We start from the raw sequence: 23,854 nt of genomic DNA, 5'->3' as shown, positions 1-23,854 counted from the left end.
AAACTGCGTAAAAAACCTTATGTAATGATAATTCGTGACGGCTGGGGCCATAATCCCAATCCTGCCGATGATAAGTTTAATGCAATCAAAGTGGCTGATACTCCGGCAGATGATATGCTGATGAGTGAATATCCCAACACCCTAATCCACACAAGTGGCGAAGATGTGGGGTTGCCCGAGGGTACCATGGGCAACAGCGAGGTCGGCCACCAGAACATAGGTGCCGGCAGGATTGTATATCAGGAGTCGGTTCGTTTGACGCTTGCGATCCGGGACGGTTCATTTTTCGAGAATGAGACACTGCTCAAAGCGGTTGAAAATGCCAAAGCCAACGGCGGCAAGCTCCACCTGATGGGGCTGTGCAGTGATATTGGCGTGCATTCTCTGCTGGGGCATCTCTACGGTTTGCTTGAGCTGGCCAAACGTAACGGATTGTCCGAGGTTTACTTACACGCTTTGACTGACGGCCGCGACAGCCCGCCCACAAGCGGTGCGGATTATCTGCAGCAGATAGAAGCAAAGATGGCTCAAATTGGTGTGGGTAAAATTGCAAGTATTCAGGGCCGTTTTTACGGCATGGACCGCGATAACCGCTGGGAACGCGTTGTTCAGGCGTATGAAAATATCACTCGGGGCAACGGCGGCAAAGCCGGCAGCGCCGCTGAAGCTATGAAAGCAAGCTACGAGAAGGGCGAGACCGACGAGTTTGTTAAACCGCTCTGCATTACCGATGAGAGCGGCAAACCGGTAGCGCTGGTAGAAGACGGCGACTCTGTTATTTTCTTCAATTTCAGGGGCGACAGGCCGCGGGAGATAACACGGGCTTTTGTCGATGATGACTTCAATAATTTTGACCGCGGCAAAAAGCTGGACATAACGTATGTCTGCATGACAGAATACGATAGAACTATAAACGCTCCGGTTGCTTTTCCCAAGCCCGCGAAGATGAAGAACATTTTCGGTGAATATACAGGCGATCTTGGGCTTAGACAGTTCAGGTGTGCCGAGACAGAAAAGTACGCCCATGTAACGTTTTTCTTTAACGATTACCGCGAAGAGCCGTTCCCGGGCGAGGACAGGCAGATTATCCCGTCTCCAAAGGTTGAGACGTACGATTTGAAGCCGGAAATGAGCGCTCATGAGGTATGCGATACTGTTCTTGAACATATTGACAGCGGGAAATATGATATTATCGTAACCAACTTTGCCAACCCTGATATGGTCGGCCATACCGGCATTCTGGAAGCGGCGGTTAAAGCCTGTCATACGGTTGATTTATGCGTCGGCAGGATACTTGACAAGGTCAAAGAGCTTGGCGGCGCGGCGTTAGTGCTGGCAGACCACGGCAATTCGGAGAAAATGGCAGACGGCTCGGCTGATGTCCCGTTCACCGCTCATACTACCGGAGATGTGCCGCTGGTTGTCTTTGATGAGGATTTCAAGAACTGTAAACTTCGCGGCGGCGGCAGGCTTGCCGATGTTGTCCCGACTTTTCTCGATATGATGGGCCTGGAAAAACCCGAGGAGATGACCGGCGAGAGTCTGATAATCAGATAACTCATCTTTGCATTGCGTTTGCGTTTTATGTGACTTTATTGCATTAAGAATAGTAACTTAGCAACACGAACTATTTAAATGGCAAAAATAGCTGTACTTGACAAAAATATGATCAATATGATCGCCGCCGGCGAGGTTATCGAAAGACCGGCAAATATTGTTAAGGAGCTAATGGAAAACAGTATTGATGCCGGCGCATCCCGTATCGCGGTCAGTGTAGAGGACGGCGGCAAGCGGCTTATACAGGTTACCGACGACGGCGGCGGAATAGAACCGGAAGATATAGAGACGGCTTTCGAGCCTCATGCGACAAGTAAACTTCGGACCATGGACGAGCTGCTGGGGATATCGTCGATGGGTTTCCGCGGCGAGGCCCTGGCGAGCATATCTTCTGTTGCCAGGGTAAAAATAAAAAGCCGCGAACGCGACAGTATCAGCGCTTATTCAATGGAGATTGACTGCGGAGATAAAGGAGCCGTAACGCCGGTAAGCGGCGATTACGGCACGACTCTGGAAGTTCGCGACCTGTTTTATAAACTGCCTGCAAGGCGGAAATTTCTCAAAACTGTAAATACGGAAATGGGACATATTTCTGAGCAGTTCACGCGTATTGCTCTGGCAAACTGCGGCATAGAAATGAAGCTCTCCCATAATGGCAGACTGCTGTATCACCTTCTCGCGGGAGATGATGTTGTTTCACGTATTTCTGTGCTTTTGACAAAGGATATCGCACAGGGGCTCGTACCGGTTCTCAGCGAAGAGAAGGATTTGACTATAGCCGCTTATCTTGGCCATCCGTCTATATCACGAACAACGAATAAATTTCAATACACCTTCCTCAACGGCAGATACATACGTGACAGATTTATAACCCATTCTTTAAAAGAGGCTTACCGTGGCCTGACAGAGCCCAACAGGTTCCCCGTGGCGTTTATTTTTCTTCAAATGCCGTATGATATGTACGATGTGAATGTCCACCCGACAAAAATAGAAGTAAGGTTTGACAATCCCAACCTTGTCCACTCGCAACTGCTCGGTGTCATAAGGGAAAAACTCATGAGCCTCGACCTCGATGTAGAAGCAGGCAGCGGCGAATCTCTGACGGCGAGTGAATTCGCCGGCGGTTTGTCTCCTGAGATGTCGGGGCGTCAGCAGAGGGTCAAAGATGCTCTCGCTGATTTTTTTAAGACCGGCTCGAAACCCGCAACTCAACGGAATTTTAATTTTACGGGAGACGGCAAAAGCTCAAGACTTCCTTCTTCGCCGCCTAAGGATTTTTCTGTCGGAGACACGCCCAACCGCCTCAGCAGCGGCAGCGGTGATTTTCCAAATCAAGGCCCCCGGGAAAGCGGGCTTGGTTTTTCACAGTTTTATGATGGGCCTGTACAGGTGAATAATACATATATACTTTTGCCTACCGGTGATGGGTTTATGGTTATTGACCAGCACGCACTGCATGAGAGGATTATTTTTCAAAAACTCTCTGAGCTGATAACGGGAGAGAATTCGCGGCCTCTCCAGAAGCAGAGATTTCTGGTACCTGAGACTCTGGATGTAACAGCGAGCCAGCTTGAGAGGGTTAATCAGAATTCCGGGCTTTTTGATAAACTTGGAATTGAGATAGAAGAGTTCGGCCCGTCAACCATCGCGATTCACAGTTTTCCAATGATTCTTGAGAAGGTTTCGCCGGCGGAATTTGTCAGCGATCTTCTGGATATGCTTATTACCAGACCTGTTGCGCCTGATGATGCGGAGCTTCTGCAGGATATTTTGGAGATGGCGGCGTGCAAGGCGGCGGTGAAGGCGAATCAGCGGCTTTCACGTGATGAGATGGAAGACCTTGTGGCGCAGAAAGGACTTATAGAGTCCTCCAGCAGATGCCCCCACGGCAGGCCTACCGTGCTGAAATTTTCGATAGACGAGCTTGAAAAGCAGTTTAAACGCAGGGGCTTCTGATGAAAGGTTTGGTTTGTTTGTCTTTGGCGGCTGCTTTGCTTTGTTTATTCTCCGGCTGCGATAAAGGTGAATCTGATATACAGGGACAAATCCAGACTCCTGAAAAAGGCTCGCTTAGAATTGTTTCGCTGGCACCAAGTATAACAGAGATACTTTTTCAACTGGATCTGGGCGGCAGTATTGTCGGCGTAACAACCAACTGCGATTACCCTGAACAGGCAAGGCTCATAACAAAAATCGGGTCCTTGCATCCGGATATAGAAACACTGGTCCGGCTTAAGCCTACCCATATATTTGCCATTGAATCTATGCTTAACGAGTCTCTGAAACAGAGGCTGGAGGCACTTGAGCTAAAGTGCACCGTAGTAAAGATTAACACAATAGAGCAGATAACGGATTCAATGGTTACAATCGCCGCGGCTTGCGGCATAGCCGAAAAGGGCGTTAAACTGGCAGCAGAGCTTGAATCTGAGATTGACAGGTATAAGTCAGCGTCTAAGTCTCTGATGCCAAAGAAAACTTTGGTCATTGTTCAGCCAAGACCTATTGTGGCAGTTGGAGAAAATACTTTCATATCGGAGCTTGTCCGCTACGCCGGCGGCAGTATTACAGGAGTGGGCGGGCTTGGTAAATACCCACAGCTCAACTCGGAATCGCTTCTGGCGATTGAGCCCGAAGTAATCATAATAACTGATAATCCCTACACAACTGAGCAAAAGGAAGAGATACTAGAAGTCATTACCCGCTGGGAAAGCATACCCGCGGTCAAGAGCGGGGATATTTATTTTTTAAACTCTGACATAATTTCACGCCCGGGCCCGCGGTCTGCAAAGGCTGTAGCTCTTCTGGCCCGTGCAATACATCCCGAATTTAATTGGGACAATCTTGAATAGACAACAGCGGTTTTTGTAGTATAATCCTTGCATGTCATCACTTAAAACAGACATTTTGGCGGTTCGCCTTGCAGCGGGCATTGGTTTGCTGGCAGTTACTGTATGGCTGTGCGTATGTTTCGGTACGGAGTTTTATTCTCCGGCCAGGGTGTTTTCTGTGCTTGTTCAAAGCCCTGAAGCCCGTGATGTCTCTCATGACATCATATTCAGAATACGCTTACCTCGTGTTCTTCTGGCGGCCCTTGTCGGCGCATCACTTGCCGCTGCCGGAGTAGTTCTCCAGGCCATACTGCGTAACCCTCTTGCTGATCCGTTTATACTCGGCATCTCCAGCGGGGCGGGCCTTGGGGCGACACTGGCAGCCTTTCTTGGGTTTAATTTTGCCATTGCGGGTATCAGCAGTCTGGGAATATCCGCTTTTATCGGGTCATTATTTTCCGTATGGTTAGTATGGGCAGTAGGAGCGGCTGCCGGCAGGAAGCAGGTTACGAACCTGCTGTTGACAGGCGTTGTAATAAATGCTTTTTTCTCTGCGATAATAATGTTTCTTGTGTCTATATCCGAGAGCCGGCAGGTTTACGGAACGATGCTCTGGCTGATGGGCAACATCTCAGAAGTTCCGTTTTCGACACTAATGGCAGGTTTTTCAGCTCTGGCGGCGGCTCTGATTATACTCCAGTATATCAGCCCGCGTCTGAATGTTATGAGTTTTGGTGCCGGCGATGCGGAAACTATCGGCGTAAACGTTAAAAATGTCCGGCTGATTGCTTTTGCCGTTACTGGTGTTTTAACCTCCGCGGCGGTTAGCCTTAGCGGCCTTATCGGTTTTGCGGGTCTGATTGTGCCCCATGCAGTAAGACTTGTGTTTGGCCCCGACCACCGCCAGCTTATCCCCCTTAGTGCGATCTGCGGGGCAATTTTTCTCATGATTGCGGATACTTTTGCCCGTACTCTTGTATCGCCGTCACAGATACCGGTAGGGGTTATAACCGCGATTCTGGGTGGGCCGGTGTTTATAGCCCTTCTGATTCGTTACTCCAGAAAGGTTACACTCTCATGCTGAGCGAAGGTATAGATGTAAGAGATATCTCCTTTGCATACAGACAGCAGGAGAAAATTATAAATGAGCTTACATGCTTTATAAAACAGGGTATGTTTTTTGCCATTGCCGGGCCAAACGGTGCGGGCAAATCGACATTTTTAAACCTGCTTTTTGGCGCTTTAAGGCCGATATCAGGCAGTATAAAACTCAACGGCAGAGAAGTCAGCTCATACAAATCAAAAGATTTTGCCAGATTGATAGCGGTAGTCCGGCAGCAGTTTGTTCCGGCGTTTGGTTTTTCTGTTTATGAAACGGTTATGATGGCCCGGACACCCTTTTTCAATGTTTTAGGCTTTGAGGGTGAAAATGATAAGTATCTGGTTAATCACGCTTTGGAACTTACAGAAACGGCTCATCTAAAAGACAGAGAGCTTGACCAGATCAGCGGCGGAGAGAGACAGCGGGTCTTTATCGCACGGGCAATCGCACAGGATACTCCGATACTGGTTCTTGATGAGCCTACAAGCAGTCTTGACCTGAAACATCAGGTTGCGATTTATGACCTCCTGAAAAAAATGCAGATTGAGCAGGGTAAGACGGTCATCATTGTTACTCACAACATAAATCTTGCCGCCCAGTACTGTGATATGGCGATGCTGCTGAGCAGCGGCAGCTTTCACATTGAATCTCCAGAGGATATATACAAAAAAAATCTGATTTCCACGGTTTTTGGTATAGATGGGACAAGTCTTGAGGTCGAGGGCCGCCGCGTTTTTATACCGCGGGGTAATTACACAAATCCTGTCCGCTAAATGTAAAGTTTTGTATGAGCATGTAAAACAATGTCTTATGTTGATTTCGCCGGCGATTATGAATAAGTCAGCCGTGTCAGACAACGGTAAGTAAAATTATCTGTTCTACGGCGTAAAAGAATTGACAAACAGCAATTTTGTTTTTAATATAAACAAAGAGAGAATATTATTTTACAGATTTTATCCCGATTTGTTTACGGGAATTTTCGGATATCATTATGCAGAATGAACATAAAGCGTCGCGAACTTTTTTTATGAAGGCTTATAAAGTTGCCGAGATGGGCAACTTTGATTATGCTATTGAGATGTACCTGGAAGGATTGCGCATAAGCCCCGATGTTGTTCCCGAGGGTCATGCCGCACTCCGTGATGTCTCGATAAAACGTAAAATGGCAGGCGGCAAAGGGCCCGGCCTGAAAGATAAGATGAGCAGAAAGGGCGGCAAAACCCCGCTTGACGAGATGCTTCACTCTGAATATCTGTTGGCAAAGGATCCCGACAACCTGACTTATGCCGTCAAGATGCTTAAGGCCGCTGTTAAAGGCTCTTTTTTCCCTGCGGCAAAATGGGTTGCACAGCTGGCTTCAGAGGCCCTGATGCAGGCGGATAATCCTTCTATGAATTATCTTAGAGACGTCCGTGATGCCTACTCCAATATGCGGATGTATGATGAGGCATATAAACTGGCTGCTTTTATGGCAAGCATGCGTCCGGATGATGCCAAACTGGCTGATGAAATGAAATTTTATGCCGCTCATGCAACGATGGAACGCGGCAAGTATGACGGCGAGGGAGATTTTCGTAAATCTATTCAGGATAAAGACGAACAAGACGCGCTGCATAAATCTGATGCATCTGTCAAGACTATAGATTACAAGATTGAATCCCTTCAGAAGGCCCGTGCTGATTTTGAGAAGAAACCCGAAGAGCAGGGGATACGCATCAAGCTGGCAAAAGCCCTTGGCGAGATTGACACCCCGGAGACTTTTGAGGAATTAACGGAGCTTCTGGAAGACTGGTATAAAACCAGCTCCGATTTTACATATAAGAGGCTTCAGGGTGAGCTTACGATACAGTACTACAAAAACCGTCTCAAAGAGGCGAGAAAACTGGCCGCTGCTCAGCCCGAAGACGTTGAACTAAAGGTCCAGGCTGACAAAGTTTTAACAAAACTTGCAGAAGTTGAACTTGAGCATTATCGGCTTTGCAGTGAAAATTATCCCACGGACCTTAAAATAAAGTATTCTTACGGTACGAGACTGCTTTTGAGCGGTGAATTCGACGCGGCAATACCCCTGCTGCAGCAGGCGAGAAAAGACCCGTCATTAAAAATTAACGCAATGTCGAAAATTGGGATTTGCTTTTTCAGAAAAGGCTGGTACAATGACGCCGCTGACGTTTTCATGGAAGCTATGAAAGAATACGAAAAGAGTGAAGACGAGCTTGGAAAAGAGCTTCGTTATAACTATGCTAAGTCGTGTGAGCTCAATAACAAAAAAGAAGAAGCTCTGAGTTATTATCGCAGAATAGCCCAGATTGATTTTAATTATAAAGATGTCAGAGATCGAATAGAAGATCTTTTAAAAGAGACCTCTCAGTCGTAACGTAAACGAGTTTATAATAGAAAGGTAAGATAATGGCACATTCATTATCCGCCAAAAAGAGAGTCAGGCAGAATGCCAAGAAAAGAATCATAAACCGTGCCCGTAAGAGCCAGCTCAAATCCGAGACCAGGAAGTTTGAGGAAGCTCTCAAAGCCGGTGATGTTGATGCCGCTAAGGAGCAGTACAGGCTCCTGGTCAAGAAACTTGACAAGGTAGCAGCGACCAGCACCCTGCACAAGGGTACCGCCGCACGCCGCAAGTCGAGGCTGGCCAAGAGGCTCAACGCTATGGCAAGTGCAAAAGCCTGATTTGCTCAGTTATGTACTGTATGCCCCGGTTATTAGAGAATATCCGGGGCTTTTTCTTTTAACTCTACGCAGCTAACGGTTTATAGATTCGCCGCGCCAAGAGCTGCAAAACTTCAACTGGCATTGCATTCTTCAATTAAATTGTTAAAATGTAAGTTTTACTAACTGATTATTTCGGAGATAACATTGGAAATACAAGAAATAAGTGATGCTTTAAAATCACTGGAGGCCCGTGTCGCCACCGTCCGGGAGTGGCTTTGACTTACCGGCTAAACTCGAACAAAGAAAGAATTTAGAAGACCAGATGTCTCAGCAGGGATTCTGGGACAACTCCGAAACCGCCCAGAAGGTAGTTTCGCAGATAAGTGCCCTTAAGTCTGTCATAAACCCTGTAAGGGAAGTAACTACGGGCATTGAGGATTCGATAGAGCTTCTTGAGATGGCGGCGGAGGAATCAGATATTGAGACCTTAAAGTCGATCGAGTCTGATATCGCGGAGCTCGAGAAAAAATGCGAACAGATAGAGCTTGCCGGCACTTTGAGCGGCCCCGATGACATGAGCGACTGTTTTTTCAGTATCCATGCCGGCGCCGGCGGAACAGAGAGCTGTGACTGGGCAAGCATCCTGCTGAGGATGTACCTTCGCTATTTCGACTCAAACGGCTATAAATACGAAGAACTGGATATAACTCCCGGCGAGGAAGCCGGTATCCGCTCAATAACATTGAAAGTCAGCGGTCCCTTTGCCTTTGGCAAGCTCTCTTGCGAATCGGGCGTTCACCGTCTGGTGCGTATCAGTCCGTTTGATTCACAAAGCCGCAGGCATACGAGTTTTACGGCAATTGATGTAATTCCCGACGCCGGCGGCAATGTAGAAATAGAAATCGACGAAAAAGACCTGCGAATCGATTATTACCGTGCCAGCGGTGCCGGCGGCCAGCATGTGAATAAAACAAGCTCCGCGGTCAGAATCACACACCACCCGACGGGAATTGTCGTGCAGTGCCAAAACGACCGCAGCCAGCACAAAAACCGCGCCGAGGCTATGTCTATGCTGAGGGCAAGGCTTTACATGCTTGAGCAGCAGAAGCGGGACGATGAGATTAATAAACTCTACGGCAATAAAGGTGAAATTGCCTGGGGCAACCAGATTCGAAGCTATGTAATGCAGCCCTATCAAATGGTTAAAGATCACCGCACCGACCACCAGACGGGTAATGTTCAAGCCGTTCTTGACGGTGATTTAGATGGCTTTATCGACAGCTATCTAAGATACAGGGCAGAGAAAAAACATAAAAACAGCGCATGATTTAACAGCCGGGCAGGTTCATGAGATTAAAGGTTTTAGCAGAATCTCAATGATTTTTTGTGCTGATCAACAGGAATTCTTATGAGTGATAAAAAAATAAAATTTGATTTACCCAGGATTGAAGCGGCGGTTCGCGAGATACTTCTGGCGGTTGGCGACGATCCTGAACGTGAGGGTCTCAAAGATACGCCGTCCCGTGTAGCCAGAATGTACGCGGAGCTCTTTCGCGGAATTTGCGAGGATCCAAAGAAACATACCGGACGGATATTCCATGAGGATTACAATGAAATCGTAGTTTTAAAGGATATTCCTTTTTCAAGCACCTGTGAGCATCACCTCATGCCGTTTATCGGCAAGGCGCATCTTGCTTATCTGCCTGACAATGCGGTTATAGGGCTCAGTAAGCTGGCCAGAATCGTGGATTGTTTCGCAAAACGGCCGCAGATACAGGAAAGGCTGACCGTTGAAATTGCTGATTTTCTCATGGAAAGCCTTAATCCCAAAGGTGTTGCGGTTGTTATAGAGGCTTCGCACAGCTGCATGACAGTACGCGGGGCAAATAAACCCGGTTCGTCAATGGTAACCTCTGCTCTTCGCGGGATTTTCATCCGTGACCAGAGAAGCCGGGCGGAGGTTCTGGGCTTAATTCACAGTAAGTGATTACAAAAGGTGAGTAAATACTTTTATGCCAAGTTTATCCCGTGAAATTCGGTTCACAGTAAACCCCTTTTCGTCAAATCGGCTTAAAGGGGCAAATTCTTACTGTTCCAGCCCGTCAGGCGAGGGGCTTGGTTTGTTTTTTGGATTGTGGGTAGAAGTAGGAGGAGATGTTGATGCTGATACAGGTTTTGTGGTAAATCTGGTAGATATTGACCGGCTTGTTCGTTTGAATGTCGTGCCGGTTTTTGTGGAGAAAATCTGTGAGAAATATAGAAACGGCCGGGAAGTCAGCTTTTGTGATATTGTGGAGCTGCTAAAATACTCTGCCCAGATTTTGAAAGATAAATTCAGTCCGCAAAAACTTTTGAGCCTGAAATTGTTCTTAAATCCTTATCGAACATTAAGATACCTCACGGAGTCTGAAAAAGTGATATATTATAGCGAAAAATTTGAATTTGCCGCGATGCACCGTCTGTGGAACAGCAGCTTTTCTGATGAAAAAAATTTCCGCATCTTCGGCAAATGCGCCAACCCCAACGGTCACGGCCATAATTACATTGCCGAAGTAACCGCAGCTGTTGAGTGCGGCACAGAATTCGAGTTCGGCAGTTTTCAGAAAGTTGTCGATGAGAATTTTATCAGCATACTTGACCACAAGAATCTCAACGCGGATGTGGAGTATTTCAGAACAGCAAACCCTACACTTGAAAATATAACACGTTTTGGCTGGAAAGTTCTCAAGGACAGGATCGTGCCGGCACGTCTGCACAGGATAAAGGTATGGGAAAATAACCGGGCATTCTGCAGTTATGAAGGCGAAGCTGAGAGCCAGTGAAGCGTAAACGTAAATGTAAACTGCCCAAATTTATGGAATAAAATATGTCAAAACGAGTTTTGGTTACCGGCGGAGCCGGTTTTATAGGTTCTCATCTATGTGAAAGGCTTCTAACCGAAGGTGCCGAAGTTACTGCGCTTGATGACCTGAGCACGGGCAGTATCGAGAATTTGCACGGGATAAAAGATAACAGCCGTTTTTCTTTTGTGCAGGGTTCAGTTTGTGATGTCGAGCTTGTAGATAGATTGGCGAAGGAGTCAGATGATATTTACCATCTTGCCGCGGCGGTAGGCGTGCAGCTTATTGTGGATGAGCCTGTCAGGACTATTGAGACTAATATTCACGGCAGTGAAAATGTTCTTCATGCCGCGGCACGAAATGAGGCACGAGTTCTTATCGCTTCTACCAGCGAGGTTTACGGGAAAAGTGAAAATGTACCGTTTAGAGAGGATGACGATATGCTGCTGGGCAGTACGCGGTTTTCACGCTGGTCGTACGCTTGCAGCAAGGCGGTGGATGAATTCCTCGCATTTGCGTTCTATCAGAAATACGGCCTTGAGGTTATCGTTGCCAGATTTTTTAACACTATCGGCCCCCGTCAGAGGGGCCGCTACGGCATGGTGGTCCCGCGTTTCGTGAAGGCGGCCTTAAATAACGAACCTGTAACAATCTACGGCAGCGGAAAGCAAACAAGATGTTTTACATATATATCAGATGTCATTGACGGTGTTATTGCTCTGATGCAATGCCCAGATGCCGCGGGCGAGGCTTTCAACATCGGCAGTCAGAGTGAAATATCGATCGAATCACTTGCCGATGCGGCGATACGGTTGTCAAAGAGCAGCAGTGAAAAGAAATACATTTCCTACGAGCAGGCATACGGCAGGCCGTTTGATGATATGATGCGCAGAGTACCGTCCATAGAAAAAGCGGCCGCAATGATTGGGTATTCTCCGAAAGTATCGCTTGAGGAAGCGATTGTAAAAGTAATAAATTATTACAAGACCGTCAGTTAAGATAAAAGTTTTATTGAGGTATTCTGCAGCGGTCTCTGATCTTGAAGCGGTATGAAAAATCAGATAAAAAGTGAGTTTGCTCCCGGCAGGGCCGCACCTGTTAAGCGGAGTGAGTATTTCTATTACGAGGTGTCTCCGAATGACCGTCCAGGGATGGCTATCGTCTGCGGCGGTTATGAGCTTTGTGCGGCTGATTATGAGGTTAAACGAAACAGTTACCCATACCATGTTGTAGAGTATATAGTTCGCGGCAGGGGCACGCTCGAAATCAACGGTACTGTTCACCCTCTTTCTGCCGGCACAATAGCCGTTTTCTCGCCGGGGCAAAGCCATCATTATCTTTGCGATCCGTCAGATCCTCTGGAACATATATTCCTGGCACTTACAGGCGAGGATGCCGCCGGTTTGTTTGAGCTTTCCACCTTTAACAGTCTTGGTGCGATTCAGTCATCTGACCCGCAGGGAAGTTTTGAGCTTTTTATGAAAATTATGGAAACCGGCCTGGAGAAACCGCCGCTCTCACAGGAGTTGTGCTGCTGCTATCTTAAATGTGTTCTTCTTGAACAGGCCTCGGCAAATCAAATGCCCCGGGAAAATGGCTCTCCCGCCGTAAATTCTTTTTTCAGAGCAAAAAATTATATAGACCGCAACTTTTCGGAACTTAAAGGAGTTGGGGCAGTTGCCGAGTCTGTCGGATTGAATATAAGGTATTTATCCAGGCTGTTTAAACGCTATATTAACCTCACACCTTCCGAATACATAATGCGGCTGAAACTTAATCGCGGCGGCAAGCTGCTTTTGTCAACAGAGCTTCCGGTAAAACGAATTGCTGAAATGGTCGGATTTGATGATCCTTATCACTTCTCCAGAAATTTCAAAAACCATCATGGACTCTCGCCGGCGAAATACCGGACAGCGCATATTGAGTGATTTAAACGAGAATAATATCGGATTTAAAGGTTCTTGCGTGCGGCGAAAAAATAACAATAATTTGCTTTAGCCCTGTTGGCATCGAGAGATGATGTTTTTGGGGCAATTTTGGCGTTTATTCTGAATGGGCGTTGAAAAAAAGACCAATTCTGGTATGATTACCCCATTAAATGGTTTATCTTAGATTTACGTAGATTCCGTGTTTTAAAATCACCTGAAAGGATTTTTTAGTGAAACATTGGCGTTATGAAATATTCAGCAGGACAGGCTTTGCGGATGTAACCGGCAGAGACGTTCTTCATGAAATAAAAGAGCTTGGCATCGATACTGTAAAAAAGGTTGAGAGCAGCCGTGTATTTCTTATTGATGCGGATTTTGAAGATCAGTTTGCCCGCCGCGTCGCGGCAGAGCTTCTGGTTGATCCGGTCTGTGAGAACTATTATATCGGCCGCCGGCCGCTGCCGGATACCGGCGGGGCAAAATCCCTGATAGAGGTTCACCTTAAAAGCGGTGTAACTGATCCGGTAGCTGAATCAGTCACGATGGGCATAACTGACATGGGCTGTAAACCGGCAATGGTTCGGACAGCCCGCAAGTATGTTTTTTACGGTGATTTAACAGATGAACAGCTTCGGTTTATTGCCCGCAGGGCTCTTGCCAATGACTGTATCGAAGATGTTATTTACGGTCTCGAGGCCGAACCTCCCAGCCCGCACACGCCGGAATATAAACTCGAGCATAAAACAGTTCCTCTGCTTGAATTGGACGATGAGGGGCTGACCAGACTCAGCGGCGATATGGATCTGTTTCTTGATCTTCGTGAGATGAAAACGATACAGTCGTATTTTCGCGATAAGGGACGAGAGCCCTCCGATGTCGAATTAGAGACACTCGCCCAGACCTGGAGTGAGCATTGCGTGCATAAGACGCTAAAGAGCGCGGTAACATTCAGCTATGACGGCAAGACCGTTGAGTATGATAACCTGCTCAAAGAAACAGTTTTCGGCGCTACCCAGGAGCTGAATAAGGACTGGTGCATCTCTGTATTTGAAGATAACGCCGGAGTCGTAGAGTTTGATGAAACAGATGCCGTCTGCTTCAAGGTTGAGACACATAACCACCCCTCGGCTCTTGATCCGTACGGCGGAGCGGCGACCGGTATCGGAGGCGTGATACGTGATCCTATGGGAACCGGTCTTGGTGCAAAGCCGGTTGCCAATACAGATGTGTTCTGTTTTGGTATGCCCGATATAGCCATTGATGATGTTCCCGCGGGAGTGCTGCACCCTAAACGCATCGCAAAAGGTGTTGTCAGCGGTGTCCGTGATTACGGCAACCGCATGGGCATTCCAACCGTAAACGGGGCGGTTTACTTCGATCCGCGGTACATGGCTAACCCCCTGGTGTTCTGCGGGAATCTGGGGCTGATTCCAAATGACAAATGTTTCAAGAATCAGCAGCCCGGCGATCTGGTTGTTGTTGTCGGCGGCAGAACCGGCTGCGACGGCATCCACGGGGCTACTTTCTCCAGCGGGCAGATGACCCACGAGCATGAGAACATATTTTCTCATGCTGTTCAGATTGGTAACGCTATCGTTGAGAAGAAAACTCTTGATACACTTCTTCAGGCCCGGGATAAGAACCTTTATACATCTATTACCGACTGCGGCGCCGGCGGTTTGAGTTCTGCTGTCGGAGAGATGGGCGAAAAACTCGGTGTTGAGGTAAACCTTGAAAAGGTGCCTTTGAAATATTCGGGGCTGAACTATACAGAAATCTGGATATCTGAAGCACAGGAGCGTATGGTAATAGCCGTCAAACCGGAAAAACTCGATGAAATTATGGAAATATTCGCATCCGAAGACGTTGAAGCAACAGTTATCGGCCGTTTTACGGATACCAAAAGGCTGACGCTCAAGTATGAAGATACACAGGTCGGCGAGCTTGATATGGAATTTTTGCACGATGGTGTGCCTAAATATTCCCGACAGGCAAGCTGGAACACTCCCAAACTCAGCGAGCCGGATATTGCCGCCGCCGGCGACTATACAGATACTGTGAAAAAGATTTTTTCATGCTATAACGTAGCAAGCAAAGAGTGGATAATCCGCCAGTATGACCATGAAGTTCAGGGCGGTTCTGTGGTAAAACCTCTTTGCGGAGTAGCAACTGACGGGCCTTCCGACGCGGCTGTTATCCGGCCCAAACCCGGCACGCAGAAAGGCGTTGCACTTTCAGTAGGACTCAATCCCATGTACGGCGATATTGATCCGTATCATATGGCCCTTTCAGCTATCGATGAGGCAGTGCGGAACCTGGTATGTGTCGGAGGCCGCAGCGACCGGATTGCTCTGCTGGACAACTTCTGCTGGGGCAACTGCCGAAAGCCGGAGATTTTCGGCTCGCTTATCCGCGCAGCGCAGGCCTGTAAAGACGGAGCGATGGCGTATTCAGCACCGTTTATTTCCGGCAAGGATTCGCTTAATAACGAGTTTAAGATGGCAGACGGCACAGAAGTCAATATTCCGGCGACTCTGCTTATCAGTGCGATAAGCCTCGTGGATAATATTGAAAAATGTGTAACAATGGACTTTAAGAAACCCGGCAGCCTTATCTATGTGCTGGGGCTTACAAAAAATGAGCTTGGCGGTTCTCATTACTATTATATCAACGGTGAACTCGGGGCGAATGTTCCTCAGGTTGACCTTGAGCTGGCGCCGAAACTCGCGGCGGCTGCGGCTGATGCGATATCGGCAAAACTGGTACGCTCTGCCCATGACTGCTCTGAGGGTGGGCTGGCAATCGCGGTTGCAGAGATGGCGTTTGCCGGTGAGCTTGGCGCGGAAATCTCGCTTGACGGCCTTGCTGTCAGTGATGATTGCGATACAGCGGCCAAAAAACTCTTCAGCGAGTCAAACAGCAGGTACGTTTTTGAGGTTGAGCCGGATAAGTCTTCAGAATTTGAAGCACTGATGGCGGGGCTGCCTCTGGCTAATATCGGCACTGTAACAGATAATTCATTGGTAAACATTACCGCCGGCGGCAAGACGGCGGTCAGCGGAGACATAATGGAATTTAAACAAGCATGGCAAAAGCCGCTGGCATGGTAATGGCTCTAAGATCAGCCGCAGCATTAGATAATAAAATTTGAACGGATTCCAATTCAGGAAATTAATTTATGAATAAAGTTAAAGCTATAGTTTTAAGGGCGGCAGGTATCAACTGCGACCAGGAAACTGTTGAAGCTCTGGAGCTTGCGGGGGCTCAAGCCGCAAGACTTCACATAAACAGTATCATTAAAGACCCATCTGCACTTGATGATGCTCAGATACTTGTATTCCCCGGCGGTTTCAGTTACGGTGATGATGTAGCTGCGGGCAAGATACTGGCGAATCAGGTTATGCATCACTTAGGCGATGCGGTGCGGGGTTTTATCGATGCGGGTAAACTGGTTATCGGAATATGCAACGGGTTTCAGGTACTTGTAAAAACGGGAATTCTGCCCGGGTTCAGCGAATCAGACGGCAGCAGCTCTGTTACGATTACCTATAACGATTCGGCAAAATTCGAAGATCGCTGGGTTTACCTTGAGCCGGCAGCGGATAACTGCGTTTTTATAACACCGGGCAGACGGCTTTATCTGCCGATAGCTCACGGCGAGGGCAAGGTGGTCACAAAGACTCCCGAGAGCCTTGATAAGCTGTTAGAAGAAGGGCACGCGGCTTTCAGGTATGTGGATTCTGCCGGAGGGCAGGGCGGTTTTCCGGTGAATCCTAATGGTTCTATGGAATCGATAGCCGCTCTCACCGATACCACCGGAAGGGTACTGGGGCTTATGCCGCACCCGGAGCGTTTTATCCGCAGAACCCAGCATCCATTCTGGACGCGTATGCCCGAGAATATGGAAGCGGACGGCATGACAATCTTCAACAATGCCGTCGAGTATGTAAGCACTAATTTTTAAGAAAAGAAAGAGGAATTAATTCATGATCACAATCAATGAAAACTTTTTGAAATTACAGGCAGGATATCTTTTCCCTGAAATCGGACGCCGCGTAAGCGCATTTGCAAAGGACAATCCCGATGCTGACATAATAAAACTTGGAATCGGCGATGTTACAGAACCGCTGGCACCGGCAATTATAGAAGCAATGCATAAGGCCGTTGATGAGCAGGCAAACGCCGGCACATTCAAAGGATACGGTCCTGAGCAGGGATACGGATTTCTGGTAGATGCGATTATAGAGAACGATTTCAGACGCCGCGGAGTTGAGCTTGATCCCGCTGAGGTGTTCATCAGTGACGGCTCAAAATGCGACACGGGGAATATTCAGGAGATATTCGGCCTTGACAATACAATCGCTGTTACAGACCCTGTTTATCCTGTTTATGTTGACACAAACGTTATGGCCGGCCGCAGCGGCGGAGCGGGTGAGGACGGCAGGTATGAAGGTATAGTTTATCTGCCGTGCACAGCCGAGAATAACTTCTCGCCGGATTTGCCCGACCAGATGGTCGATATCATTTATCTTTGCTATCCAAACAATCCAACCGGTACTGTTGCTGACAAGGCAACTCTTAAAAAATGGGTTAACTACGCCAGGGCCAACAAAGCCATTATCCTTTTTGACGCGGCTTACGAGGCGTTTATCAGCGATGATACCATACCTCATTCAATATATGAAGTTGAAGGTGCCAAAGAGGTTGCCATTGAGTTCCGCAGTTTTTCAAAGGTCATTGGATTTACCGGTGTCCGCTGCGCTTTCACTGTCGTTCCCAAGGCTCTTAAGGCATGGACAACCGATGGCAAAGAGATAGCCGTTAACGGTCTGTGGAACAGACGCCACAGCACCAAGTTCAACGGTGCCAGCTGCATCTCACAGGCAGGTGCCGCGGCATATTACACCCCCGAGGGCAAAGAACAGGTCAAAAAGATAATAGACCTTTATATGGGCAACGCAAAGGTTATCCGCGAATCGCTGAGCAGTTTCGGCTATGATATTTACGGCGGCACTAACGCCCCTTATATATGGCTTCATACTAAAGACGGGATGAGTTCCTGGGAATTCTTTGATCTGCTTTTGACCAAAGCCAATGTGGTCGGCACGCCCGGCAGCGGCTTTGGCGCCAGCGGCGAAGGTTATTTTCGTCTCAGTGCTTTTAACGATCCTTCAAAGGTCGCAGAGGCTATGGACCGGATTTCTAAATTATAATCTTTTACTTTTTGCGGCAATCTGCTGCGGCACCCGGCTTTTATACACCTTGCCGGGTGCGGCGGCAGTTATGGGATTAGTGCCATGCAGTCAAATATCTTTCTCGGTCTGGGCAGTAACCTTGGAGAACCTGAGATGAACCTTCGAAGGGCTCTTGAGCTTATCAGAAGCATTGCCGATGCCGAAATATCAGAGACAAGCAGTTTTATTTATACTCTGCCTCTGACCAGAGACGGCTCGAACCCGCCAAAATACTGCAACTGTGTGGCAAGAATCAGAACCGGCCTCGAACCGGCAGAGCTTCTTGACCGTCTCCAAGAGATTGAAGATCAAATGGGCCGGTCAAGAACAACTCAAAAATGGCAGCCGCGTATCATTGATATAGATATCCTGCTTTGGGGTGATCGGATAATCAATACTCAAAGGCTGACAGTTCCGCACAGCCAGATGCATCTTCGTTCGTTTGTCATGGAGGGGATGGACGAGATCGCGGCTCATCTGCGTCACCCTGTTACAGGCGATACGATGTCTGTTATGTATGACCGGCTCAACGGGGGTGATTATTACTTCGAGAAAGACCGGCCCAAACTTATTGTATTTGCAGGGGCGATAGGTGTTGGAAAAACAACTCTGGCAGAGGGGCTTTCTATTCTTTTCGGCACGGAACTAATTCATGAAGAATACGATAAGAACCCTTTTTTGCCGCTTGTTTACAAGGGCAACAATGATGTTAAACTTGATTCGGAGCTGTTCTTTCTTTCAAGCAGCGCATCACAGCTTAAAAAAAGCTGCTTTAGAGATAATCGTGTTTATGTCGCGGATTTTATGTTTGAAAAATCCCCTATATATGCAAGGCACTGGTTAGACCCGGGTGATTATGATGTGTTTATAAAAGAATACAGGGCACTGGAAAAAGAGGCGGCGGAGCCGTCTTTGGTGATATTTCTTGAAGATACTGCCGAGAACTGCCTTGAGCGGATTAAGATTCGAGGCAGGGAATATGAAAAGAAGATCGGCAAAGATTTTCTGGTAGAGCTTGAAAAGTCATACGAAGAGCTTTTCAGGCAATGGAACAAGTGCCCGGTAATAAGAATTGATGCCGGCAGTTACGATTTCCGTCTGGCAGATGAGGTAAGAATTATTGAAGAAAAAATACGCTATTATTTGGGTATATCATGAGTAATAAAGTCTTTTTTAACGGCAATATATGCAGCGTCGAAGATGTCAAAATTCCTGTATCGGACAGCGGTTTTCTTTACGGGGCAGGAGTCTTTGAGACGATGCGGTCCTTAAACGGGGTGGTTTTCGCGGTAAAGGATCATCTCGACAGGCTGTTTTTTTCGCTTGACTGTCTTAAATTCAACCACGGACTGCAGCGGGAAGAGGTTATTGAGAATATATACAAGGTTGTAGACGCAAACCATCTGTTAGATTCACGCATCAGGCTAACTGTTACCAACGGCCCGCTGATTCTCACGGAGGAGCCTTCGCCGACAATCATTATTACCGCCACAGATTTCCAGCCTTATCCCGATGAATACTATGAAAACGGCATTAAGACAATTGTAACAAACAATCGGCTTAATCCGCACAGCCCTACAACTCATTTCAAGACAACCAGCTACCTTGAAAGGCTTGCCGCGATGAATGAGGCCAGGGGCAAGGGGGCCGCAGAAGCTATTTGGTTTACTACGGATAATAAACTCGCTCAGGGTTCAATGAGCAATCTCTTTATTGTTAAGGATTCGGTTATCTACACCCCGCCAATCGAGACGCCTGTTCTGGCGGGAATAGCAAGGGAGCGGGTTCTCAAGATTGCCATGGACAGGAATATGCAGATAAAGGAAGATATACTTTTTATAAAGGATCTTCTTGAAGCTGATGAGGTGTTCCTGACGAATGTGATCATGGAGGTTATGCCTGTTAATTCGGTTGAGAGGCATACCATCGGCAGCGGCGTCTGCGGGCCGGTTGCAAAAGAGCTTTTGCAGTTATACCGTGAACACATGCAGCAGGAATGTAAAGAAAGATAACAAAAGAGGGTGCAATGAGTGCATCCCTCGCAGTTAAGAAGAGGTTTAGATATGCTAATTTCAGATGTTTTAAACCGGCTTGAAAAAATCGCTCCGTCCGGTCTCGCCCAGCCCTGGGACAATGTCGGCCTGCTTATCGGTGACGGCAGAGAGAAGGTAAAAGACGTTCTCCTTGCGGTTGATATAACTGATGCGGTCGCTGAGGAGGCTGCCTCCAAAAAATGCGGGCTTATCGTCTCATATCATCCGGTTATATTTGAAGGGCTGAAGAAAATCACTCCTGCCGGCGATAAACCCGTAGTCTTTAAGCTGATTAAAAATAATATCGCTGCCTGTTCTGTTCATACGTCCCTTGATGTAGTCTGCGGCGGGGTAAATGACGGGCTCGCAGAAATGATCGGACTGCAAGACACTTCGCCAATAGGCGAGTATGTGGAGGATACTTCTGTTGAGGGACTTTACAGGCTTGTAGTCTTTATACCTACGGCGTACGTTGACAAGGTCAGCAAAGCAGTATTTGATGCAGGCGCCGGCAGGTTAGGCTCGTACAGCGAGTGCGGGTTTTTCACAGAAGGAGTTGGTTCTTTCAGGCCGCTTGAAGGATCAAATCCGGCTATAGGCACCAGGGACAGGCTTGAGCAGGTTGAAGAGTACCGCTTTGAAACAATAGTAAAGGCCTCTCATCTGGCAAACGTCGTGGCGGCAATGAAAACCGCCCATCCCTATGAGATGCCGGCTTATGACATAATCAGCCTTGAGACAGAAAGAAAACGGTACGGGATAGGAAGGATCGGCAGGCTGAAAAAGGCGCTCACGCTCAATGGCATTCTTGATCGTTTAAAAGCCGCGACAGGCTGTAAGTCTGCCGGGATAATCGGCCGCAAAACGGGGAAATTCAGCAGAGCGGCGGTCTGTGCCGGTTCTTGCGGCAGCGTGATAAGGGAAGTTGTAAAAAATGATTCCCAAATCTATATTACCGGCGAGCTTAAACATCATGATGCCCTTTATGCACAGGAAAGCGGACTGAGCTGTATCTGTCTTGGTCATTCGGTCTCGGAGAGGTTTATGCTTTCAAAGCTCAAGTCTATTCTGAGCGGCAGCTTAGAAGGCGTGAATTTCCATATCAGCCGCAAAGATAAAGATCCGTTCACCTGGAAACAGCTTTAGTGCATCGTTTCTGCGATTATTTCTCCGTCCGGCTTTATAAGTATCTCAATACAGCCGTTAACGGGGGTATAAAATGTGGTTATGCCGTCACTTTTGAATCCGCGTTTGAGGTAGTCGTATTCGCGGCAGCTGCCTATGGCAATAGAAGGTGATGCCTGTTCTATAAAGGAAGGTTGAGCCCACTTACTGAAGCCGTGATGAGGCAGAATGAGAATGTCAGCCCGGATATCTGGGATTTGTTCAAGCATCTGCCGCTGCTGTTGTGGGGGCATATCTCCTGGGAAGATGATTTTTCTGCCGGCGTATTCGATTACAGCCGCCATTGACTGAGCGTTTATGTCGTTGGCGGGAATCTTTTGGGGTGAGTAAAAGCTGAAAACCGCATCGCAGTCGGAAAAGTCGTCAGGCCGTGAATTGATTATGCCTTTGCCGATCTCCATTACCGTGCGGGCAACGCTTCTGCTTTCGTCGCAAAAATAACGGTTTACAATTATCTTTTCGGGCCGCAGGCCGTTTACAATGCCGTCTATTCCGTTGACGTGGTCAAGGTGGTTGTGGCTCAAAATCGCCGCGTCCGCTGTCTTGATGTCTCTGTACGCGGCGTAATTAATTATCACACTGCGGCCGAGATCGTCTATGTTTTTTGAGCCGCAATCCATTATATAACAGCTTGCATCGGGCAGTGTTATCATGGAGCATGCCCCGTGTCCAACAGAGAAGACGGTCAGCCTTAGCCCGTTGGGATGGGAGTTTGTCCATTTAGCGGCAAGAATCATCAAGATGACCGCGAGGGCAGCGCCGGCAGAGATTCTTTTGGGCAGTCGTTTCTGGTAATGGCTGGAATATGCAAAGATCAGCAGGCACAGGTAAAACGCCGCTATTAGAGCTGCACTGATACTGCCGGTCTGGATAAAACCTGCCGGTATGGCAGCTGTCAATTCCAGCTGTTTACTGAATATCAGAGCACACCATTCAAGAACAGGGTTAAATATATATTCTATCCCTGGTATAACTGAAACCGCGGCAATTTTGAGCAATCCCGCCGAGAGCAGAATACTGAAAACCGGCATTGAAAGTATTGTCCATACGGGCGAGAGGATGTTGGTTCCGTAGAAATAGTACAGACATGCCCCCGCGCCGAATATCATAGCACAGGTTCCCATTGTTAAGATTGATAAGATATAATAACACAGCCACCTTGTGATACGGCTGTTGATCCGGTCAATCTTAAGTACGCTCACCAGCCGGTTCTGGATTGGTTTGTAAAAAATGAGAATACCGGCAACCGCCAGAAAAGACAGCACAAACCCCGTGTTAAACAGGTTTCTCGGATTGACAAGCAGTAAAATAATCGCTGCAAGTGAAAGCGTGTTGAAGGAGACGGCACGTTTTCCCAGAATCGCGGAAAGGCAGAACACTGAGCATACAACGGCGGCTCTTATGACCGGCGATCGTGAAGGCACAGCCAGAATAAAAAGCATCAGCAGCAGCAGACACAATGCCCCCCGCTGTTTTCGTGTCAAAGCGAACAGTTTGCCCAGCCACCATATCATCGCGGTTATCATGCCTATATGCAGGCCGGAAAGGCTCAAGAGGTGCATCAGCCCGCTTTTTCTCAGCGATTCGTACATCGCCGGCGGGAGGGTGGAGCGTTCGCCCAGCGTAACTGCCGCCGCCATGTTAAGTGCCGGTTCACTGCGGTCAAACCCCTTTGCCAGCAGCTCAAGGGCCTTTGTCCTGAATACGCCGCTCAAGCTGGTTAGCGAATATTTATCCCTGCCGGTTATTTCAATCGCTTTTATGTCATTTGTGAAAGCTGTGTATTTTATTTTCTGGGCGGCAAGGTAACCTGCAAAATCAAACTGCCCCGGATTGGATTGCTTACGGGGCTTTCTCATAATGCAGTTCATTTTAATATGCGTTCCGGGTGCAAGGGCGTCAAAGACCGGATCGCCTTTTGCCGCCGGCAGTGTCACAAAGATTTTACCGTCTGCCGGCTGATGGTCAGTGCCGTTAAAAACTGAATTAACACGGGCGTAGATGGAAGTACGTTCATCCTGGAAATCAGCAAATGAAAAACTCCAGTTACGCGGGGGCTTTTTCAGAGGATGGGTCAGCACCGTCGCGGATATTACCTGGGGTACCTTTTCGTTGAAGTTGCAGGAATTTATATCAGCGGAATCATACCGGCTGAAAAAATCTATTCTTGCGTATCCCAGCAAAATTCCGGCTGAAACCGCCAGCAGGGCAATGATTCCTCTTGTGCCGAATTTATTGACAGCCAGAGCGAAGAGCCCTGTAATGAAAGCAGCAACAGCGGCAAGCAGATAGGTTGAGAAAAACTCATGCAATAAAATACCGCCAGTTATTCCTGCCGCGGGCAGCAAAAGCGGGCTTCTGTTTACGGTATGGGTGAGGATATTATGTTCGGGCGATATACGCCTTCTGAGCAGCTCAATGTTGTACTCAATCCTGTCCATCCTGCCCTATGAAGTTTAATACCGCAGCAGAGACGGGTG

Annotated in this window: 19 protein-coding genes; 18 read left to right on the top strand and 1 reads right to left on the bottom strand. The window is 47.8% G+C overall.

The genetic code is table 11. The features are described 5' to 3' along the window. Positions 1–3 precede the first annotated feature (3 nt). From gpmI to SMSP2_RS06110, 18 genes are all read left to right on the top strand, one after another. The gene (gene gpmI / locus SMSP2_RS06195; protein ID WP_146684828.1) at positions 4–1,557 is read left to right on the top strand and encodes a 2,3-bisphosphoglycerate-independent phosphoglycerate mutase; all 1,554 of its coding nucleotides are present in this window, start codon (positions 4–6) and stop codon (positions 1,555–1,557) included. Positions 1,558–1,635: 78 nt separating this feature from the next. Next, positions 1,636–3,513 carry a DNA mismatch repair endonuclease MutL gene (gene mutL, locus SMSP2_RS06190; protein ID WP_146683126.1) on the top strand — a complete coding sequence of 626 codons (1,878 nt, stop codon included), beginning with the start codon at positions 1,636–1,638 and terminating at the stop codon, positions 3,511–3,513. Continuing rightward, positions 3,513–4,406 carry an ABC transporter substrate-binding protein gene (locus SMSP2_RS06185; protein WP_146683125.1) on the top strand — a complete coding sequence of 298 codons (894 nt, stop codon included), beginning with the start codon at positions 3,513–3,515 and terminating at the stop codon, positions 4,404–4,406. Before mutL ends, SMSP2_RS06185 begins: the two co-directional genes overlap by 1 nt. Before the next feature lie 31 nt (positions 4,407–4,437). Then, positions 4,438–5,469 carry a FecCD family ABC transporter permease gene (locus SMSP2_RS06180; protein ID WP_146683124.1) on the top strand — a complete coding sequence of 344 codons (1,032 nt, stop codon included), beginning with the start codon at positions 4,438–4,440 and terminating at the stop codon, positions 5,467–5,469. Then, positions 5,463–6,260 (top strand): ABC transporter ATP-binding protein, encoded by a 798-nt coding sequence (locus SMSP2_RS06175; protein ID WP_146683123.1) that lies wholly within the window; start codon positions 5,463–5,465, stop codon positions 6,258–6,260. The genes SMSP2_RS06180 and SMSP2_RS06175 overlap by 7 nt, the downstream gene beginning before the upstream one ends. A gap of 254 nt (positions 6,261–6,514) precedes the next feature. Next, positions 6,515–7,864 (top strand): tetratricopeptide repeat protein, encoded by a 1,350-nt coding sequence (locus SMSP2_RS06170; RefSeq protein WP_146683122.1) that lies wholly within the window; start codon positions 6,515–6,517, stop codon positions 7,862–7,864. 32 nt (positions 7,865–7,896) lie between these two features. Next, on the top strand, positions 7,897–8,172 hold the full coding sequence (gene rpsT / locus SMSP2_RS06165) for a 30S ribosomal protein S20 (RefSeq protein WP_146683121.1): 276 nt from the start codon (positions 7,897–7,899) through the stop codon (positions 8,170–8,172). A gap of 171 nt (positions 8,173–8,343) precedes the next feature. Beyond that, positions 8,344–9,481 (top strand): peptide chain release factor 2 gene (prfB, locus tag SMSP2_RS06160; protein WP_146683120.1). Its coding sequence is split into 2 segments (ribosomal slippage): positions 8,344–8,430 and positions 8,432–9,481, totalling 1,137 coding nucleotides; the frame shifts between segments, so codons are not numbered across the junction. Positions 9,482–9,562: 81 nt separating this feature from the next. Next, positions 9,563–10,141 (top strand): GTP cyclohydrolase I FolE, encoded by a 579-nt coding sequence (gene folE / locus SMSP2_RS06155; protein WP_146683119.1) that lies wholly within the window; start codon positions 9,563–9,565, stop codon positions 10,139–10,141. Positions 10,142–10,166: 25 nt separating this feature from the next. Beyond that, on the top strand, positions 10,167–10,976 hold the full coding sequence (locus SMSP2_RS06150; RefSeq protein WP_146683118.1) for a 6-carboxytetrahydropterin synthase: 810 nt from the start codon (positions 10,167–10,169) through the stop codon (positions 10,974–10,976). A 44-nt stretch (positions 10,977–11,020) separates the two neighbouring features. Beyond that, positions 11,021–11,992 carry an SDR family NAD(P)-dependent oxidoreductase gene (locus SMSP2_RS06145; protein WP_146683117.1) on the top strand — a complete coding sequence of 324 codons (972 nt, stop codon included), beginning with the start codon at positions 11,021–11,023 and terminating at the stop codon, positions 11,990–11,992. A 51-nt stretch (positions 11,993–12,043) separates the two neighbouring features. After that, positions 12,044–12,922, top strand: a complete 879-nt coding sequence (locus SMSP2_RS06140; RefSeq protein WP_146683116.1) for a helix-turn-helix transcriptional regulator — start codon at positions 12,044–12,046, stop codon at positions 12,920–12,922. A gap of 230 nt (positions 12,923–13,152) precedes the next feature. Further along, positions 13,153–16,032, top strand: coding sequence for a phosphoribosylformylglycinamidine synthase subunit PurL (gene purL / locus SMSP2_RS06135; protein ID WP_146683115.1), 2,880 nt, complete (start codon positions 13,153–13,155; stop codon positions 16,030–16,032). 68 nt (positions 16,033–16,100) lie between these two features. Next, positions 16,101–16,886, top strand: a complete 786-nt coding sequence (gene purQ / locus SMSP2_RS06130) for a phosphoribosylformylglycinamidine synthase I (RefSeq protein WP_146683114.1) — start codon at positions 16,101–16,103, stop codon at positions 16,884–16,886. Positions 16,887–16,908: 22 nt separating this feature from the next. Then, positions 16,909–18,135: an LL-diaminopimelate aminotransferase gene (locus SMSP2_RS06125; RefSeq protein ID WP_146683113.1), complete on the top strand. Its 1,227-nt coding sequence runs from the start codon at positions 16,909–16,911 to the stop codon at positions 18,133–18,135. Positions 18,136–18,219: 84 nt separating this feature from the next. Further along, positions 18,220–19,314 (top strand): 2-amino-4-hydroxy-6-hydroxymethyldihydropteridine diphosphokinase, encoded by a 1,095-nt coding sequence (gene folK, locus SMSP2_RS06120; protein ID WP_146683112.1) that lies wholly within the window; start codon positions 18,220–18,222, stop codon positions 19,312–19,314. Further along, positions 19,311–20,168, top strand: a complete 858-nt coding sequence (locus tag SMSP2_RS06115; protein ID WP_146683111.1) for an aminotransferase class IV — start codon at positions 19,311–19,313, stop codon at positions 20,166–20,168. Before folK ends, SMSP2_RS06115 begins: the two co-directional genes overlap by 4 nt. 51 nt (positions 20,169–20,219) lie before the next feature. Beyond that, the gene (locus SMSP2_RS06110; protein ID WP_146683110.1) at positions 20,220–21,335 is read left to right on the top strand and encodes a Nif3-like dinuclear metal center hexameric protein; all 1,116 of its coding nucleotides are present in this window, start codon (positions 20,220–20,222) and stop codon (positions 21,333–21,335) included. Here the strand turns inward: SMSP2_RS06110 and SMSP2_RS06105 are convergent. Further along, a complete protein-coding gene (locus SMSP2_RS06105) occupies positions 21,332–23,815 on the bottom strand; it encodes a ComEC/Rec2 family competence protein (protein ID WP_146683109.1) in 2,484 nt (827 codons plus the stop codon). The two genes, SMSP2_RS06110 and SMSP2_RS06105, sit on opposite strands and share 4 nt — an antisense overlap. Positions 23,816–23,854 lie beyond the last annotated feature (39 nt).

The sequence above is a fragment of the Limihaloglobus sulfuriphilus genome (assembly GCF_001999965.1).
GTDB classification, from domain to species: domain Bacteria; phylum Planctomycetota; class Phycisphaerae; order Sedimentisphaerales; family Sedimentisphaeraceae; genus Limihaloglobus; species Limihaloglobus sulfuriphilus.
Note: the sequence above shows the minus strand (reverse complement) of the source record. Positions and strands in the feature narration are given on the sequence as shown.

Bases quoted from the DNA above. Each gene is read 5' to 3' on its own strand.
- mutL (WP_146683126.1), top strand. From the start codon at position 1,636: ATGGCAAAAATAGCTGTACTTGACAAAAATATGATCAATATGATCGCC.
- SMSP2_RS06185 (WP_146683125.1), top strand. From the start codon at position 3,513: ATGAAAGGTTTGGTTTGTTTGTCTTTGGCGGCTGCTTTGCTTTGTTTA.
- SMSP2_RS06180 (WP_146683124.1), top strand. From the start codon at position 4,438: ATGTCATCACTTAAAACAGACATTTTGGCGGTTCGCCTTGCAGCGGGC.
- SMSP2_RS06175 (WP_146683123.1), top strand. From the start codon at position 5,463: ATGCTGAGCGAAGGTATAGATGTAAGAGATATCTCCTTTGCATACAGA.
- SMSP2_RS06170 (WP_146683122.1), top strand. From the start codon at position 6,515: ATGAAGGCTTATAAAGTTGCCGAGATGGGCAACTTTGATTATGCTATT.
- rpsT (WP_146683121.1), top strand. From the start codon at position 7,897: ATGGCACATTCATTATCCGCCAAAAAGAGAGTCAGGCAGAATGCCAAG.
- folE (WP_146683119.1), top strand. From the start codon at position 9,563: ATGAGTGATAAAAAAATAAAATTTGATTTACCCAGGATTGAAGCGGCG.
- SMSP2_RS06150 (WP_146683118.1), top strand. From the start codon at position 10,167: ATGCCAAGTTTATCCCGTGAAATTCGGTTCACAGTAAACCCCTTTTCG.
- SMSP2_RS06145 (WP_146683117.1), top strand. From the start codon at position 11,021: ATGTCAAAACGAGTTTTGGTTACCGGCGGAGCCGGTTTTATAGGTTCT.
- SMSP2_RS06140 (WP_146683116.1), top strand. From the start codon at position 12,044: ATGAAAAATCAGATAAAAAGTGAGTTTGCTCCCGGCAGGGCCGCACCT.
- purQ (WP_146683114.1), top strand. From the start codon at position 16,101: ATGAATAAAGTTAAAGCTATAGTTTTAAGGGCGGCAGGTATCAACTGC.
- SMSP2_RS06125 (WP_146683113.1), top strand. From the start codon at position 16,909: ATGATCACAATCAATGAAAACTTTTTGAAATTACAGGCAGGATATCTT.
- folK (WP_146683112.1), top strand. From the start codon at position 18,220: ATGCAGTCAAATATCTTTCTCGGTCTGGGCAGTAACCTTGGAGAACCT.
- SMSP2_RS06115 (WP_146683111.1), top strand. From the start codon at position 19,311: ATGAGTAATAAAGTCTTTTTTAACGGCAATATATGCAGCGTCGAAGAT.
- SMSP2_RS06110 (WP_146683110.1), top strand. From the start codon at position 20,220: ATGCTAATTTCAGATGTTTTAAACCGGCTTGAAAAAATCGCTCCGTCC.
- SMSP2_RS06105 (WP_146683109.1), bottom strand. From the start codon at position 23,815: ATGGACAGGATTGAGTACAACATTGAGCTGCTCAGAAGGCGTATATCG.